This window comes from Tepidiphilus baoligensis (assembly GCF_012911495.1).
Classification (GTDB): Bacteria; Pseudomonadota; Gammaproteobacteria; order Burkholderiales; family Rhodocyclaceae; genus Tepidiphilus; species Tepidiphilus olei.
In genome coordinates this window covers 31,194-47,146 of the sequence record NZ_JAAAUB010000011.1, presented here as the reverse complement: position 1 = coordinate 47,146, position 15,953 = coordinate 31,194, and the positions used below count along the sequence as shown (strand labels likewise).

Sequence of the window (15,953 nt, the reverse complement as noted above, 5' to 3'; positions counted from 1 at the left end):
CCCGTCAAGGTGCGTAACCTTGACCCGACGCCCTCCCCGCGAGGGCGTTTCTGTTTCTGGACATGGACCTGGCTCACAGCGAGCCCTCCGCACTCGTGGCGCGCGCGAGCAGTGCGTCGAGGTCGAGGTTGATGCTGCTGACGGCCCAGTCCGGCTCCTGCGTGAAGGGCTGGCGCACGTAGAACGGACCTTCGTAGCGCTCGCCATCCACCAGCACGATGGCGAGGAGGAACTGCTCGACCTGATTGAGGGCGTAGAGGATCTCGTTGCGGGTGACGGTGAGGGTGGTCTGACCCTTGGCGCGGCCCTTGACTTCGATGTGACGCGAGGCGGGGATTTTCCCGTCCCGCCCGGGCGGCAGGCTGGTGATGTCCCAGCCGCACTTTTGTGCGGACACGTCGATGACGGTATGGCCCAGGGCGCGCTCGGCATCCATCACCGCCTGCATGGCGATCCGTTCGATCCGCGCCCGCGCAGCGGCGTCCGCCGTCCAGCCGGGCTCGCCGCGGCGCTGCAGCAAGAGGCCCTTGGGGATGACCAGCGCGCCGCCCAGCACCACCGGCGTGGCCGAGACGACGTGGCGCATGGCTTCGAGCTGGGCGGTACGGCTGTGCAGGCGGGCGCTGAGATCGTCGATGGTGCGGCGCACGTTCTCCAGCGTCAGGCGTACGTCCTTGCCGGCGGCAAGGTCGTCTCGCAGTTTGAGCTCGCGGTCGGACCAGAAGTTGATTTCCTTGACGAGCCGCTCGCGCACGGCGGCGAGCGTCTTGTCCACCATCGCCTCCCGGCGGGCGCGCACTTCGGCGAAATGTTCGGGCGCGAGCCCACCCGCGGCGTGCGCCAACGCCATTTGCTCCAGATTTTGGCGGATCCAAGGGGCGGCGAGCACGTCTTCGACCAGGTCGCGGTCAGCCGGCGTGATCGGTTCGAGGTCGAGGTGGGGCGCCCAGCCGGCGTTGCGGGCATTGCCGGAAGGGTCGATGTCGACGAACTGCAGGCGACGCGAGACGGTGCACGCGGGGTCGGCCCCTTCCCTGATGGCGTGGTCGATGAGAAAGAGCAACCGCGGGGTGAGCCCCATGTCGGCCGGGTCGACCAATACCGCGCCTTGCCTGAGCTTGGGCCGATGTTCCTCGAGGACGAGATCGGTGAGCGCCTGCATGAGGGGATGGCCGGGGTGGATGAGGCTCGCCATCGGCGCACCCGGACGATCCACGAGGCGCACATGGCGCTTTTCGAAGCAGATACGCTCGTAGCGGCGTAGCACGGGGTGGGTGTAGCGCCGGTCACGACCGCTGATCTGCCGGTCGCGCTCGCGCAGAATGGCCGGGACGTGCGTGATCTCGTAACGGCCGGGTTCACGCGGGTGCATGGCTCCTTGGAATCGCCGGAACGCCTGGGTAAAGAAGGAGCGAATGAAGAAAGGCTGCAGTTTGCGCGCCTCGGCCTTTTCCATTTCTTCCTTGACGGCGAAGAGGCGCTTCTCGTCCATCACTTCCTCGCACAAGGCATTGCGCCGGATGAGGTCCTCGAGATGGCGGGTGTCGAGCGCGCCTTCGACTTTCTGGAGCAGGCGGGCGCGCACGTCGGGGTCTTCGCCGTAGCGGATGGCTTCGATCAGCAGGTCCTTGAGCGGTTTATCCTCGAATACCTCGCCCAGGATGTCGAATACGCGACCTCCCAACGCCTGGCGTTCGTTTTCCAGTTTCCTGAAGAGGCACTGGAAGACGTCGCCTTCGCGGGTCCCCGAGGCCACCATGTTCCACAGGTGACAGACCTCGGTCTGGCCGATGCGGTGGATGCGGCCGAAGCGTTGCTCCAGCCGGTTCGGGTTCCACGGCAGGTCGTAGTTGACCATGAGGTGGGCGTTTTGCAGGTTCACGCCTTCACCGGCGGCGTCGGTGGCGAGCAGAATGCGCACGACGGGATCGTTGCGAAAACGCTCCTCTATCTTGCGCCGCTCTTCGCGTTTGATGCCGCCATGGATCAAGACCACGGCCTCTTCGCTGCCGAGCAGACCGCGGATCTTCACCGCGAGGTAGTTCAAGGTGTCGCGGTGCTCGGTGAAAATGATGAGCTTGCGCTGGCGGCCACCGGCATCCCGCATCTCGGGCGTATCCTGCAGGAGCCGTGAGAGTTCTTCCCATTTGCGATCCTGGCCGGAATACACCACCCGACGGGCCTGCTCTTCGAGGTGTTCGAGCGCGTCGATCTCGCTGGCGAGCTCTTGGAGGGTCTGGGCGGCCGTGGCGAGATCGACGAGCGTTTCTTCGAGCGTTTCGTATTCCTCGGCGGGGAGTTCGTCGTCGGAATCCCAGAGCTCTTCGGGCAGGCTCCCGTTACCGGTCAAGGGAAACGCTGAATAATTGGCTGTGCGGGCGAATCGCTGCGTTGCGCGGTGCTCGCTCCCTCGCCTATCTACTCGATATGTCTCGGTCGCTGCGCTGCGTGCGCCTTGCGCTTCATCCCGCTCGCTCATTGCTTCAGCGTTTCCCAAAGTCTGCGCCACCGTCTGCCCGCGTTGACGCAGCTTTTCTTCTTCGAGGCGGCGCTCGAGCCGCTCACGGCGACGCTTGAGCGATTGGTAGATGGCCTCGGGGCTGGAGGCGAGGCGGCGCTGCAGCGCCGTGAGCGCGAATCCTACCGTGCCTTTGCGTTCGCCGTCCGTGAGCGCATCGACCTTGTTGAACTGCTCCTTGACGTACTCCGTGACCGCGACGTAGAGCGCGGCCTCCTGGTCGGAGAGGGTGTAATTGACCGTGTAGGCGCGGCGTTCGGGGAAGAGCGGCGTGCCGTCGAACTTGAGGAGCTGCTCTTTGACCATGCGGCGCATGAGGTCGGAGACGTCCACCTTGTGCGCACCGTCGCGAAACTTGCCGTAGAAGCGGTCGGCATCGAGCAGGGACAGGAAGAGCTGGAAGTCTTCTTCCTTGCCATTGTGCGGCGTGGCCGTCATCAGCAGGAAGTGCCGCGTGATCGAACCCAGCAGTTCGCCCAGCTGGAATCGCTTGGTTTTCTTGATCTCGTTGCCGAAGTAGTTGGCCGAAAGCTTGTGGGCTTCATCGACCACGACGAGATCCCAGCGGGTCTGCGCCAGCTTGTGTCGCAGATCATCGGCTCGGGCGAGCTGATCGAGGCGGGCAACCAGCAGGTCGTGTTCGTCGAAAGGGTTGCCGCTGCGGGATTGCGCCTCCAGCTCGCGCGAGAAGAGGGTGAAGGACAGGCCGAATTTCTCCTCCATTTCATCCTGCCACTGCCCGACCAGCGAACCGGGCGCGACGATGAGCACGCGTCGGGCATCGGCCCGGATCATCAGCTCCCGCAGGTACAGACCGGCCATGATGGTCTTGCCGGCACCCGGATCGTCGGCGAGCACGAACCGCAAGGGTTGGCGCGGCAGCATGGTTTCGTACACCGCGGTGATTTGGTGTGGCAGCGGTTCGACGTTGGCAGTGTGCACCGCCATCATCGGATCGAACAGGTAGGCGAGATCGATGCGGCAGGCTTCGACGGCGAGCTTGAAGTCTTCGCCCGGGGCGTCGAACGCCCAGGGGCGACCCTGCTGCGCCAACGACAGCTTGGATTCTTCCACCCGAAACAGCAGGCGGTCGTGCGGTTCCCCGTTTGCCGTTTTGTAGACGATGCTGAGGGCGTCTTTGCCAACCGGTTTGGCCGCGACGATGCGCACGGCCTCTCCCGGCTCGATTCCGGCAATCACCGCGTCCTCGCGGATCTCTTCGAGCTTCAGCATGCCCGGCTCTCCATCCGTCTTTCGCCACCGAAGACCAATGGTATCACCGTCGGCAAGCCCGGGCACGCGGGGCGATCAGGCCGGCAGCGCCTCCAGACTGCCAGTGCGCGACCAGCACGATGCGCATTGGATCCTCTCCGATGGTTCAGTCATTCCCCTCTTCGAACCGGACTTCTGCTCCTCCACCACCCGCTCGGGAATCATGGATTTCCTTGCGGATAAATGCGCCTCCCCTCCCGGCGGATTTTATCCCTGAGGACTGTATTGGCGAGGCGATCCCAGTGCAGGAGGTCGATCTTGAAGAGGATGGGAAGGTCGTCGATCTCCTGCCACAGGGCGGCGAATTCCGCCTCGCTCATCGAGGGGGCGAACACGGCGAGGTCGATGTCGGAGCCGGGGCGATGCGTTCCCTTGGCGCGTGAACCGAAGAGGCGCACTTCCTCGATGCCGGGATGGCGGGCAAAAACGCGGCACAGGTCGGCGAGGATTTCGTCCGACAGGCCGGAAGGGTCGGTCACTTGGGCAACCATTGGCGCACCTGCCGTGCGAGTTCCTGAAAGAGGGGCAACCCCGTGCGGCAGACGAAGCGATAGACTTCTTCGGCCAAGGATTCGTCGTAGGTGTGGCTGGTGAGGTTGCGCATGCGCTGGGCTTGGCTCCAGGCGTTGCCATCGTGCAGCAGCCCCGCGGCCAAGGCCTCACGGAAGACTTCGCGGGGCGTGAGTGCTTCGATTCCCTCCTCGAGCAGTTTGAGTCGCAGGACCTTCCAGGCGAGCTCCCAGCAGAATTCGAAACGTTGGATGACCGAGTCGCGGAGGAATTCCGAATACGGCTGGGCGCAGGCTTCGGCGAGCCGCTCGGTGGCCTTGAGGAAATCCTGGCAGCGTTCATGAAATCGTTCGTGATTCGTCATGTCGCCTCCCGAAAAGACCGAAAGACCGATCGTATCACCGTCGGCGAGCCCGGGCACGCGGGGCGATCAGGCCGGCAGCATCGCCTGCCACTGCCCTTCGGCGCGGCGGATCGCACCGGCGCGCTCGAGTTCCTCGCCCAACCAGCGCACCGCCTCCTCGGGCGTCAGTTCGATCCAGTCCAGAGCGCGTTGGAAGAGTTCGACCCCGGCCAGAGTGGTACGCAGCTCTTCTTCCTCCATGCACCCCCGTTGGAGCAGGGTGAAAGTGACGCAGGCGCGCAGGGCGTTGCGCGCGATGCGCCGGGGATCGTTGGCGAAGGCTTCGAGCCGCCCCCAGGCGCGCTGCAGGGCTCCGGCCACGTCGCGAAAGGGGGCACCGTGCCCGGGGATCACCCAGCGTACCGGCAGGCGTTCGATCGCCGCGAGCGCCTCGCGCGCCGCGGCGATGGCGTCGGCCTGGCCGAGCAGGGAGGGAAAGAGGATACCGAAGCCGTCTTCCCACAGGGCGTCGCCGCTGATGAGCACGCCGTGCGTCGGCTCGAAATAGGCGAGCGCATGCATGTCGTGCCCAGGCACGGCGATCGCACGCCATTCCCATTGACCCATCGCAATCGTATCGCCCGGGGCGATGGTGGCCGAATAGGAGAAAGGTTCGGCCCGTTGCCCGGCGTTGGACAGCAGCAGCGCAGCTTCGTCCCAGCGTCCGATGGGATCGGCCAGCCCTTCCGGCACCCAGATGGGGCAACCGTAGCGCCGCGCCACCGCGGCGTTGCCGCCGAGATGATCCGAATGAGAATGGGTGTTGACCAGCCGTACGATGGGCTCGCCCCGTACCGTGGCTTCGAGAAGTGCCAGCGTCTCGCCAGCTTTCGTCACATAACCGCTATCGACCAGCGTCCAGCCGTCGGTGCCGCGCAGCAGCACCGAGTTCGACGACAGCCAGCCGCGCTGCAGCACCACCATTCCCTGGGGCAGAGTCTTCGTCGTCATCGTTTCTCCCGATTCTTCGCCATACATGCGCCGGCCGCAGCCGACGCATACTCCGTCTTCGATCGTGCAGATACCAACGCATTCGGGTTCCATGGAACGCCTCGAACGCGCTACGGCACCGCCGGATCGCCGCGTTGCGCGGCACCCGACCGCGCATCCAGCGCCTGGCTGTTCGCTTCCCCCTCACCGAGCGCGGCGCGACGCCGCACCACTGCCGCGAGGATACGGCGGCGCTCGGCCTCGTCCGCGTCGCGCCAGCGGGCGATCTCTTCGCGCGTGCGCAGGCAGCCGACGCACCAGCCGGTCCGCTCGTCGAGCCGGCACACGCCGATGCAGGGTGAGGTCACGACCGTCATGACTGCGGCGCGGCGCAAGATCCGCCCAGCGCCCGGGCCACGCGCGAGGCCGGTTCGCGCCCGAGCAGCCCGCTCACCCACCAGGCGGTCTCGATGAGCGCTTTCAAGTCCACGCCCGTCTCCACGCCCAGGCCGTCGAAGAGATAGACCAGCTCCTCGGTAGCGACGTTGCCCGAGGCCCCCTTGGCGTAAGGGCAGCCGCCCAGGCCGGCGACGGAGGCGTCGAACGTGGCCACCCCAAAACGCCAGGCGGCGTAGACGTTCGCCACCGCCATGCCGTAGGTGTCGTGGAAATGTCCGGCGAGCCGCTCGAGCGGCACGCGCCGCGCCACCGCCTCGAGCATGGCGAGCACCTGCCGCGGCGTCCCCACGCCGATGGTGTCGCCCAGTGAAATTTCCTCACAGCCCATCTCCAAGAGGGCCGCAGCGACTTCCGCGACCTTCTCCGGCGCCACCGGCCCTTCGTAGGGACAGCCCACCACGCAGGAGACGTAGCCGCGCACCCGCACCCCGGCGGCGCGCGCCTGTGCCACCACCGGTCGGAAACGCTCCAGCGCTTCGGCAATGCCGCAGTTGATGTTCTTGCGGCTGAAGGTCTCGGAAGCGGCGCCGAAGACGGCGATCTCGTCGACGCCGGCCGCGAGCGCCGCTTCCAGCCCCTTGAGATTGGGCACGAGCACCGGATGACGCACGCCGGGGCGGCGACGCCCGCGCAGGGCACGCATCACTTCGGCATGATCGGCCATCTGCGGCACCCATTGGGGCGAGACGAAGGCGGTGGCCTCGATCACCTTCAGGCCGCAGGCGGCGAGCCGCTCGATCAGCGCCAGCTTGTGCTCGAGGGCGATCGGCGTCTTCTCGTTCTGCAGCCCGTCGCGCGGCCCGACTTCGACGAGCGTGACCTTGGCGGGGCCTTCCATCACGCTTCCTCCTTGACCGGTTCGAAGTCGACCAGCTCGGCCCCATCGGGCACCTGTTCGCCCACGGCGAAGCGCACCGCCTTGACGGTGCCGTCGGTCGGCGCGACGATGGCGTGCTCCATTTTCATGGCTTCGAGCACCACCAGCGTCTGTCCGCGTGCGACCTTCGCGCCCGGCTCGACTTTCACCGCGATCACGCGCCCCGGCATGGGAGCGGTGAGCCCTGCCGCATCCACCCCGGTGCCAGCGCCTTCCGTTCCTTCCTGACCACAGAGGTCGAACACCCAGGCGCGGCCGTCGAGGAAGACGTGCCGCCGGCTGCCGGCGGTCACCGCCGTGACCGTGGTGCGCCGGCCGTCGAGCTCGAGCCTCAGGCTGTCCTCGCCCAGCATCGCGCCCCAGGCGGTAGCGCTTGCCACGGATTCGCCTTTCTCGTCGAAGAGCTGCAGCTGCAGCTTCTCACCCAGGCAACGGGCCTGCACGCGGCGCGTCGTCTCGCCGGCGCGCCACTGCCAGCGCCGCAGCGCCGGCGCGTTCACGCGCCAGCCGTCCACGGCGTGCCAGGGCGACGTGGGGTCGGGTGCGCGGCGGGCGGCTTCCTGCATGCGGCGCGCCTCGGCCAGGCGTTCCGCGCTGGAGACGGCGAACCATGCCGCCGGCGGCGGTTCTTCGGCCCCCCCGAAGAGGAAGGCCGATTCGCGCTCGATGAGACCGGTGTCGAGATCCGCTTGGCGAAAGGCCGGAGAGTCGACCAGTTTTCCCAGGAATTCGACGTTGTTCGCCACGCCGACGATGCGATAGTTCGCCAGCGCCTGCCTCATGCGCGTGAGCGCCTGTGCGCGGTTTTCGCCCCAGACGATGAGCTTGGCGATCATCGGGTCGTAATAGGGCGTGATCTCGTCGCCCTGCTCCACGCCGGTATCCACCCGCACCCACACGCTCTCGGGCGGCGGCTGCAAGTGCACGAGCCGACCCACCGAGGGCAGGAACCCCTTGGCCGGATCTTCGGCGTAGATGCGCGCCTCGATCGCGTGCCCTTCGAGCGGGATCTGGTCCTGGGCGAGCGGCAGCGGCTCGCCGGCGGCCACGCGCAGCTGCCATTCGACCAGGTCGAGCCCGGTGATCATCTCGGTGACCGGATGTTCGACCTGCAGCCGCGTGTTCATCTCCATGAAGTAGAAGGCGCCGGAAGGCTCGACGATGAATTCGATCGTACCGGCGCCGACGTAACCCACCGCCTTGGCCGCCGCCACCGCCGCCTCGCCCATGGCGGCGCGCCGCTCGGGGGTCATGCCGGGGGCCGGCGCCTCTTCCAGCACCTTCTGGTGGCGGCGCTGCACCGAGCAATCCCGCTCGTAGAGGTGGATCACTTGGCCGTGGCTGTCGCCGAAGACCTGCATCTCGATGTGCCGCGGCCGCAGGATGTATTTCTCGATCAGCACCCGGTCGTCGCCAAAGCTCGATCGCGCCTCGCGCTGGCAGGATTCGAGCGCCTCGGCGAAATCCTCGGGCCGATCGACGCGCCGCATTCCCTTGCCCCCGCCTCCGGCGCTCGCCTTGATGAGCACCGGGAATCCGATGCGCCGGGCCTGTTCGAAAAGAAACTCCGGGTCCTGCTCCTCGCCGTGATAGCCCGGCGTGAGCGGCACGCCGGCCGCCTCCATCAGGCGCTTGGCCTCGGCCTTGGAGCCCATCTTGCGGATCGCCTCCACCGGCGGGCCGATGAAGACGATGCCGGCATCGAGACAAGCCTGGGCGAAGTCCTCGTTCTCCGACAGGAATCCGTAGCCGGGGTGGATCGCCTGGGCGCCGGTGCGCCGCGCAGCCTCCAGGATGCGTTCGATATCGAGGTAGGACTCGCGCGCCGGCGGCGGCCCGATCCACACGGCCTCGTCGGCGAGCCGCACGTGGCGGGCGTTGCGATCGGCATCGGAATAGACCGCCACCGTGGCGATGCCGAGCCGCCGTGCCGTGGCGATCACGCGGCAGGCGATCTCGCCGCGGTTGGCGATCAGAATCTTCTGGAACATTGCTCCCTCCTCAAGGACGCGGCACCCAGGCAGCGGGACGTTTTTCCAGGAAAGCGCTCAGCCCTTCGCGCGCCTCGTCGGTGGCGCGCAAGCGGGCGATGCGTTGCGCCGTGTCTTCGAGCACCGCTTCGCTGAGCGGACGGTCGGCCACGGCGTCGATGAGCGCCTTGGCCGCCGCCTGCGCCTTGGGCCCGCCGGCGAGCAGCGCCTGCACCACCTCCTCGATCTTGGCATCGAGTGCCTCTTCTTCCACCACCTCGTGCGCCAGGCCCAAGGCAAAGGCCCGGGCGGCGTCGATGCGCTCGGCACTCTGGAAATAGCGCTTCGCCTGGCGCACGCCGATCGCCCGGATCACGTACGGGCTGATCGCCGAAGGAATGATGCCGAAGCGCACCTCGGAAGTGGCGAACACCGCCCGCTGCGAGGCGATGCAGAGGTCGCAGGCGCTCGCCAGCCCCATGCCGCCACCCAGGGCCGCGCCATGCACCCGGGCGATGGTGGGTTTGCCCATATGCGCGATCTGCCACAGCATGCGCGCGAGCCGGCGCGCGTCTTCGAGATTCTCCTCGAAGGATGCCGCTCCGGCCGCCTTCATCCAGTTGAGATCGGCCCCGGCGGAAAAGCTCTTGCCCCGCCCGGCGAGCACGACCACGCGCACCTGCGTGTCGACATCGAGCCGCGCGAAGGCGGCCGTGAGCTCCTCGATCACCTTGGCGTTGAAGGCGTTGTGCACCTCCGGGCGATTGAGCCAAACCGTGGCCACCGGCCCGCGCGTCTCGATCACCAGTGTCTCGTACATCCTCTCCTCCTCGATTCTTTTCCGTCACATGCGGAACAGGCCGAATCGCGTCTCGGCAATGGGGGTATTGAGCGCCGCCGACAGGCTCAGCCCCAGCACGCGCCGCGTCTGCGCCGGATCGATCACGCCATCGTCCCACAGACGCGCCGTGGCGTAATAGGGGTGCCCCTGGCGCTCGTACTGTTCGCGGATCGGCGCCTTGAAGGCTTCTTCTTCCTCGCGCGACCACGTTCCGCCCTTGGCCTCGATCGCGTCGCGCCGCACGGTGGCAAGCACGCTCGCGGCCTGCTCGCCCCCCATCACCGAGATGCGGCTGTTGGGCCAGGTCCACAGGAATCGCGGCGAATAGGCCCGGCCGCACATGCCGTAGTTTCCGGCGCCGAACGAACCGCCAATGATGACGGTGAACTTGGGCACCTGGGCGGTGGCCACGGCCGTGACCATCTTCGCCCCGTCCTTGGCGATTCCGGAATTCTCGTACTTCTTGCCCACCATGAAACCGGTGATGTTCTGCAGGAAGAGGAGGGGGATGCCGCGCTGGGCGCACAGCTCGATGAAGTGCGTGCCTTTTTGCGCCGACTCGCCGAAGAGGATGCCGTTGTTGGCCACGATTCCCAGGGGAAAGCCGTAGAGCTCGGCGAAACCGGTCACCAGGGTGGTGCCGTAGCGTGCCTTGAACTCGTCGAAACGCGACCCGTCGACCAGCCGCGCGATCACCTCGCGCACGTCGAAGGGCTTGCGCGTATCTTGCGGCACCACGCCGTAGAGCTCCTGCGGATCGTAAGCCGGCTCCTCGGCGTCGTGCCAGGACAGATCCACGGGCTTGCGCGCGTTGAGGTGCGCCACGATGCGCCGCGCCAGGTAGAGCGCATGCGCGTCGTTCTCGGCGAGGTGATCGGCCACACCGGAAATGCGCGTGTGTACGTCGCCCCCGCCGAGCTCCTCGGCCGTGACCACTTCGCCCGTGGCCGCCTTCACGAGCGGCGGCCCGCCCAGGAAAATGGTGCCCTGGTTGCGCACGATGATGGTCTCGTCGGACATCGCCGGCACGTAGGCCCCGCCCGCGGTGCACGAGCCCATCACCACCGAGATCTGCGGAATGCCCAGGGCCGACATGTTGGCCTGGTTGTAGAAGATGCGCCCGAAGTGGTCGCGGTCGGGGAAGACCTCGTCTTGCAGCGGCAGGTAGGCGCCGCCCGAGTCGACCAGGTAGATGCACGGCAGGCGATTCTGCTGGGCGATCTCCTGCGCCCGCAGGTGTTTCTTCACCGTGATCGGGTAGTAGGTGCCGCCCTTGACGGTGGCGTCGTTGGCCACGATCATGCACTCCACGCCCTGCACCCGGCCGATCCCGGTCACGATGCCGGCCCCCGGGGCCTCGTCGTCGTACATCCCCCAGGCGGCCAGCTGCCCGACCTCCAAAAAGGGCGAGCCCGGATCGAGCAGGCGCTCGACGCGCTCGCGCGGCAGCAGCTTGCCGCGGGCGGTGTGGCGCCGCCGGGCCTCTTCCCCGCCGCCCTGCTGCACGCGGGCCACCTTATCTTCCAGATCCGCGACCAGGCCGCGCATCCACTGCGCATTGGCGGCGAACTCCGCGCCGCGCGGATCCACCTTCGATACGATACGGCTCATTCCCTCCTCCTCGATCGTTCTGTCACAGCGAAAGGCCGCGGGCGATCACCAGGCGCTGGATCTCGCTCGTACCCTCGTAGATCTGACACACGCGCACGTCGCGGTAGATGCGCTCCACCGGAAAGTCGCTCACGTAGCCATAGCCTCCGTGGATCTGGATCGCCGCCGAGCACACCCATTCGGCCATCTCGGAGGCGAAAAGCTTGGCCATCGAGGCTTCCTGCAGGCAGGGGCGGCCGGCGTCCTTGAGGCTGGCGGCATGCCACACCAGCTGGCGGGCCGCCTCGATCCGGGTAGCCATGTCGGCGAGCTTGAACTGCACCGCCTGGTGCTCGAAAATCGGCTTGCCGAAAGCCTCGCGCTCATGCGCATAGCGCAGCGCCGCCTCGAACGCCGCGCGCGCCATGCCTACGCTCTGGGCGGCGATGCCAATGCGTCCGGCCTCGAGTTGCGACAAGGCGATCTTGTAGCCCTCGCCCTCGGCGCCCACCAGCGCATCGAGCGGCACGCGGCAGCGCTCGAAAGTGATCTGCGCCGTGTCGCTCGCGTGCTGCCCCATTTTCTCCTCGATGCGCGTGACGAGATAACCCGGCGTGTCGGTGGGCACGAGGAAACAGGAAATCCCCTTCTTGCCCGCGGCCGGATCGGTCACCGCCAGCACCAGCGCCACGTCGGCGTTCTTGCCCGTGGAAATGAACTGCTTGACCCCGTCGATCACCCAGGAGTCGCCCTCGCGCACCGCGGTGGTGCGGATTGCCGCCGCATCCGAGCCCACGTGCGGCTCGGTGAGACAAAAGCAGCCCAGCGCCTCGCCCTGCGCGAGCCGCGGCAGCCATTCCCGCTTCTGCCGGTCCGAACCATAGGCGAGCGTGATGCCGCACACCAGCGAATTCTGCACCGACACCACCGTCGAGGTCGCCCCGTCGCCGGCGGCGATCTCTTCGATCGCCAGCACGAGGCTCAGATAATCCAGCCCCGCCCCGCCCCATTCGACGGGCACCGTCACTCCCATGGCGCCGAGCTCGCCGAGTTCCCGTAGCGCCTCGCGGGGAAAAGTGTGCTCACGGTCCCAGCGCGCCGCGAAGGGAGCGAGCCGCTCCTGCGCGAAAGCGCGCATCGTGTCGCGGATCAGTTCGTGTTCGGAATCCAGGATCATCCTCTCTCCTTTTTCGTTCGTCGTTTTCGTTCAACGCCGCGTCGTCAGCCACACCCCGGCGAGCACGGCGGCACCCCCCAGCGCTACCGAGGGCGCAAAAGTCTCCCCCAAGGCGATCGCCGCCATCAGCACCGCCGCCACCGGCACCAGATTGATGAACATCGCCGCCCGCGCCGCTCCCAGCACCCGCACGGCGTCGGTGTACCAGGTAAAGCCGATCGCCGTGCCGAAGACCCCGAGAAAAGCCACCGCCGCCCACACCACCGGGCTCCACTGCGCCCAATCGACGCCGCCGGCGGCAAAGGCCGCCGCCCACAGCAGCACGGCGCCGAAGGTGCAGGACCAGAAAGTGGCCGCGAGCGCCGAGACGAGGCGCGTGGCGCGCCGTCCCACGAAGGTATAGGCCGTCCAGCAGACGACGCAGCCCAACACCAAAACTTCACCCAAGCCGATGTGGCCGGCGAGCGGCGCGAGCGGATCGCCGTTGCCGATCACCGTGAGGCAACCGACGAAGGCGAGCACGGCCCCGAGCACCGCCGGCGGACGGGCGCGCTCTCCACCGAGCCACCACGCCAGCGTCGCCACCACCACCGGATTCAAGGCCACCACCAGCGCGCCCCGCCCGGCTTCGACGTGCTTCAAGCCGTAAAAAAAGCACAGGTTGTAGAAGAAGACCCCGGTGAGCGCCAGACCCAAGATCGGCCGCCAGGCACGCTGCAGCGAGCCCGCGCCGATCGGCTCTCCCTTGGCGAGTAGCACCGCTCCGAGCACGAGCGCGGCGAGCGTGAAACGCGCCGCCGCCGCGGCGATCGGCGTTCCCACCGCCTGCGCCACGACCCGGCCGGCCACCCAGGTCCCGCCCCAGCTCAACATCGCCGCGACGAGCTTCAGATAGACCGGCAAGGTCGCCTCGCCGGCGACGGGGCTCAACCGCAAGCCACGCCCCCTTCGAGTTCGATCGCCATCGCCGTGGCCTCACCCCCGCCAATGCACAGGCTCGCGACGCCCCGCCGCCCGCCGGTGCGCCGCAGCGCCCCGATGAGGGTGACGAGGATGCGCGCGCCGGACGCCCCGATCGGATGCCCCAGGGCGCAGGCGCCGCCGTGGACGTTGACCTTCTCGTGCGGCAGGCCCAGCTCCTTCATCGCGATCATGGTCACCACGGCAAACGCCTCGTTGATCTCGAAGCAATCCACGCCGGCAGGATCCCAGCCCGTCTTCGCGAAGAGGCGCTTCATCGCGCCCACCGGGGCCGTGGTGAACCACGCCGGCTCGTGCGCGAACGTGCTGTGCCCGACGATGCGCGCGATCGGCGTGCAGCCCAGGCGCTCGGCCTCGGCCCGGGTGGTGAGCACCAGCGCTGCCGCCCCGTCGGAGATGGACGAGGAATTGGCCGCGGTGACGGTGCCGCCCTCACGAAACGCCGGCTTCAAGGTGGGGATCTTGTCGAGTTTCGCCTTGAGCGGCTGCTCGTCGATCTCCACCACCCGCTCCCCGCCGCGCCCGGCGATTTTCACCGGCACGATCTCCCAGGAGAACGCCCCTTCCTTGATCGCCCGCTGGGCGCGCTCGGTCGAGGCGATGGCGTAGGCGTCCTGCTGCTCACGGGTGAAACCGTAGTGCTGCGCCGCATCCTCGGCGAACGTCCCCATCAGCCGGCCTTTCTGGTAGGCGTCTTCCAGGCCGTCGTAGAACATGTGATCCAGCAGCTGGCCGTGCCCCAGGCGCAGACCGGCTCTGGCCTTGGGGAGCAGGTAGGGAGCGTTCGACATCGACTCCATGCCGCCGGCCACCGCCACCGCCACGGAACCCGCCTTGAGCGCGTCGTGTGCGAGCATCACGTCTTCATGCCGGAGCCGCATACCTTGTGCACGGTGGTGCAGGCGACTGACGTGGGCAGCCCCGCTCCCAGCGCCGCCTGACGCGCCGGGGCCTGACCTTCGCCGGCCTGCAGCACGTTGCCCATCAGCACCTCTTCGATCGACTCCTTGGCAAGGCCCGCCCGGCCGATCGCCGCCTCGATCGCCGCCGCGCCCAGACGCGGGGCCGGCACGTCGGCCAGATCTCCGAGAAAACCCCCCATCGGCGTGCGCGCCACGCCGACGATCACCACGTCGTCGGCCCGTTTGTCCTGCGTCATCGATCTTTCTCCTCGTGTAGTATCGTCAACGTCAACGATCAGGCCGTCTCGTCGAAGAGCTCGCGCCCGATGAGCATGCGGCGAATCTCGGACGTCCCCGCCCCAATCTCATAGAGCTTGGCGTCGCGCCACAGCCGCCCGGTGGGATAGTCGTTGATGTAGCCGTTGCCGCCCAGCGCCTGGATCGCCTCGCCGGCCATCCAGGTGGCCTTCTCCGCCGCATAGAGAATGACCCCGGCGCAGTCCTTGCGCAGCTTGCGGCTGTGATCGCTACGATCGAGCGCCTGCCCCACCGCATAGACGTAGGCACGGCAAGCCTGCCAAGTGGTATACATGTCGGCAATTTTCCCTTCCATGAGCTGGAAGCGGCCGATCGGCTGGTTGAACTGGCGCCGCTCATGCACGTAGGGCAGCACCACGTCCATGCACGCGGCCATGATCCCCAGCGGCCCGCCGGCGAGCACGGCGCGCTCGTAGTCGAGCCCACTCATGAGCACCTTGACCCCCTCGTTGACCTTGCCGAGCACGTTCTCCTCGGGCACCTCGCAATTCTCGAAGAAGAGCGGATAGGTGTTCGAGCCGCGCATGCCGAGCTTGTCGAGCTTGTTGCCGGCGGTAAAGCCCTTCATCCCCTTCTCGACGATGAAAGCCGTGATGCCGCGAGGGCCCGCCGCCGGGTCGGTCTTGGCATAGACCACCAGCACGTCGGCGTCCCCGCCGTTGGTGATCCACATCTTGCTGCCGTTGAGCACGTAGCGATCGCCCTTTTTCTCGGCGCGCAGTTTCATGCTCACCACGTCGGAACCGGCCTCGGGCTCGCTCATCGCCAGCGCCCCCACCCACTCGCCGGAGACGAGCTTGGGCAGGTATTTACGCTTTTGCGCCTCGGTGCCGTTGCGGTGGATCTGGTTGACGCACAGGTTCGAATGCGCCCCGTAGGAGAGCCCCACCGCGGCGCTCGCACGCGAGATTTCCTCCATGGCGATGATGTGCGCCAGATACCCCATGGCGCTGCCGCCGTACTCTTCGGCCACCGTCATGCCGTGCAGGCCGAGTTCTCCCAGCTTGCGCCACAGATCCGGCGGAAAGGCATTCTCCCGGTCGATCTGCGCCGCCCGCGGTGCGATCTCCTGCGCACAGAACGACTGCAGCGTCTGACGCAGCAGGTCGTGCGTTTCTCCCAGCCCGAAGTCGAGCCCCACCGTCTCCATGTTTCCTCCTCCTTTGGTGTTGACGTTGACGTTAACGTAAACCAAACCGGGCCGT

At 67.3% G+C, this 15,953-nt stretch carries 12 protein-coding genes and 1 pseudogene; all 13 read right to left on the bottom strand.

Annotated elements, in window-relative coordinates:
- Positions 1-73: 73 nt before the first annotated feature.
- Complete coding sequence (locus GV368_RS08270; RefSeq protein ID WP_169116183.1) at positions 74-3,751, bottom strand: helicase-related protein; 3,678 nt, start codon at positions 3,749-3,751, stop codon at positions 74-76.
- A 200-nt stretch (positions 3,752-3,951) separates the two neighbouring features.
- Positions 3,952-4,281 (bottom strand): nucleotidyltransferase family protein, encoded by a 330-nt coding sequence (locus tag GV368_RS08265; protein WP_142810291.1) that lies wholly within the window; start codon positions 4,279-4,281, stop codon positions 3,952-3,954.
- Positions 4,266-4,664, bottom strand: coding sequence for an HI0074 family nucleotidyltransferase substrate-binding subunit (locus GV368_RS08260; protein ID WP_169116182.1), 399 nt, complete (start codon positions 4,662-4,664; stop codon positions 4,266-4,268). The genes GV368_RS08265 and GV368_RS08260 overlap by 16 nt, the downstream gene beginning before the upstream one ends.
- A gap of 66 nt (positions 4,665-4,730) precedes the next feature.
- Positions 4,731-5,654, bottom strand: a complete 924-nt coding sequence (locus GV368_RS08255) for an MBL fold metallo-hydrolase (RefSeq protein ID WP_169116181.1) — start codon at positions 5,652-5,654, stop codon at positions 4,731-4,733.
- Positions 5,655-5,764: 110 nt separating this feature from the next.
- Positions 5,765-6,010, bottom strand: coding sequence for a DUF1289 domain-containing protein (locus GV368_RS08250; protein WP_169116180.1), 246 nt, complete (start codon positions 6,008-6,010; stop codon positions 5,765-5,767).
- The gene (locus GV368_RS08245) at positions 6,007-6,930 is read right to left on the bottom strand and encodes a hydroxymethylglutaryl-CoA lyase (protein ID WP_169116195.1); all 924 of its coding nucleotides are present in this window, start codon (positions 6,928-6,930) and stop codon (positions 6,007-6,009) included. The genes GV368_RS08250 and GV368_RS08245 overlap by 4 nt, the downstream gene beginning before the upstream one ends.
- The gene (locus GV368_RS08240; RefSeq protein WP_169116179.1) at positions 6,930-8,960 is read right to left on the bottom strand and encodes an acetyl-CoA carboxylase biotin carboxylase subunit; all 2,031 of its coding nucleotides are present in this window, start codon (positions 8,958-8,960) and stop codon (positions 6,930-6,932) included. Before GV368_RS08240 ends, GV368_RS08245 begins: the two co-directional genes overlap by 1 nt.
- Before the next feature lie 10 nt (positions 8,961-8,970).
- Positions 8,971-9,759: an enoyl-CoA hydratase/isomerase family protein gene (locus GV368_RS08235; protein WP_169116178.1), complete on the bottom strand. Its 789-nt coding sequence runs from the start codon at positions 9,757-9,759 to the stop codon at positions 8,971-8,973.
- A gap of 24 nt (positions 9,760-9,783) precedes the next feature.
- Positions 9,784-11,391: a carboxyl transferase domain-containing protein gene (locus tag GV368_RS08230; protein WP_169116177.1), complete on the bottom strand. Its 1,608-nt coding sequence runs from the start codon at positions 11,389-11,391 to the stop codon at positions 9,784-9,786.
- A gap of 22 nt (positions 11,392-11,413) precedes the next feature.
- On the bottom strand, positions 11,414-12,547 hold the full coding sequence (locus GV368_RS08225) for an acyl-CoA dehydrogenase (protein ID WP_169116176.1): 1,134 nt from the start codon (positions 12,545-12,547) through the stop codon (positions 11,414-11,416).
- Positions 12,548-12,577: 30 nt separating this feature from the next.
- Complete coding sequence (locus tag GV368_RS08220) at positions 12,578-13,483, bottom strand: DMT family transporter (protein ID WP_169116175.1); 906 nt, start codon at positions 13,481-13,483, stop codon at positions 12,578-12,580.
- A pseudogene (locus GV368_RS08215) lies at positions 13,474-14,687 on the bottom strand (acetyl-CoA C-acyltransferase). The gene GV368_RS08220 and the pseudogene GV368_RS08215 overlap by 10 nt, the downstream one beginning before the upstream one ends.
- Before the next feature lie 38 nt (positions 14,688-14,725).
- Positions 14,726-15,898 carry an isovaleryl-CoA dehydrogenase gene (locus GV368_RS08210; RefSeq protein WP_169116174.1) on the bottom strand — a complete coding sequence of 391 codons (1,173 nt, stop codon included), beginning with the start codon at positions 15,896-15,898 and terminating at the stop codon, positions 14,726-14,728.
- Between the last annotated feature and the right edge of the window lie 55 nt (positions 15,899-15,953).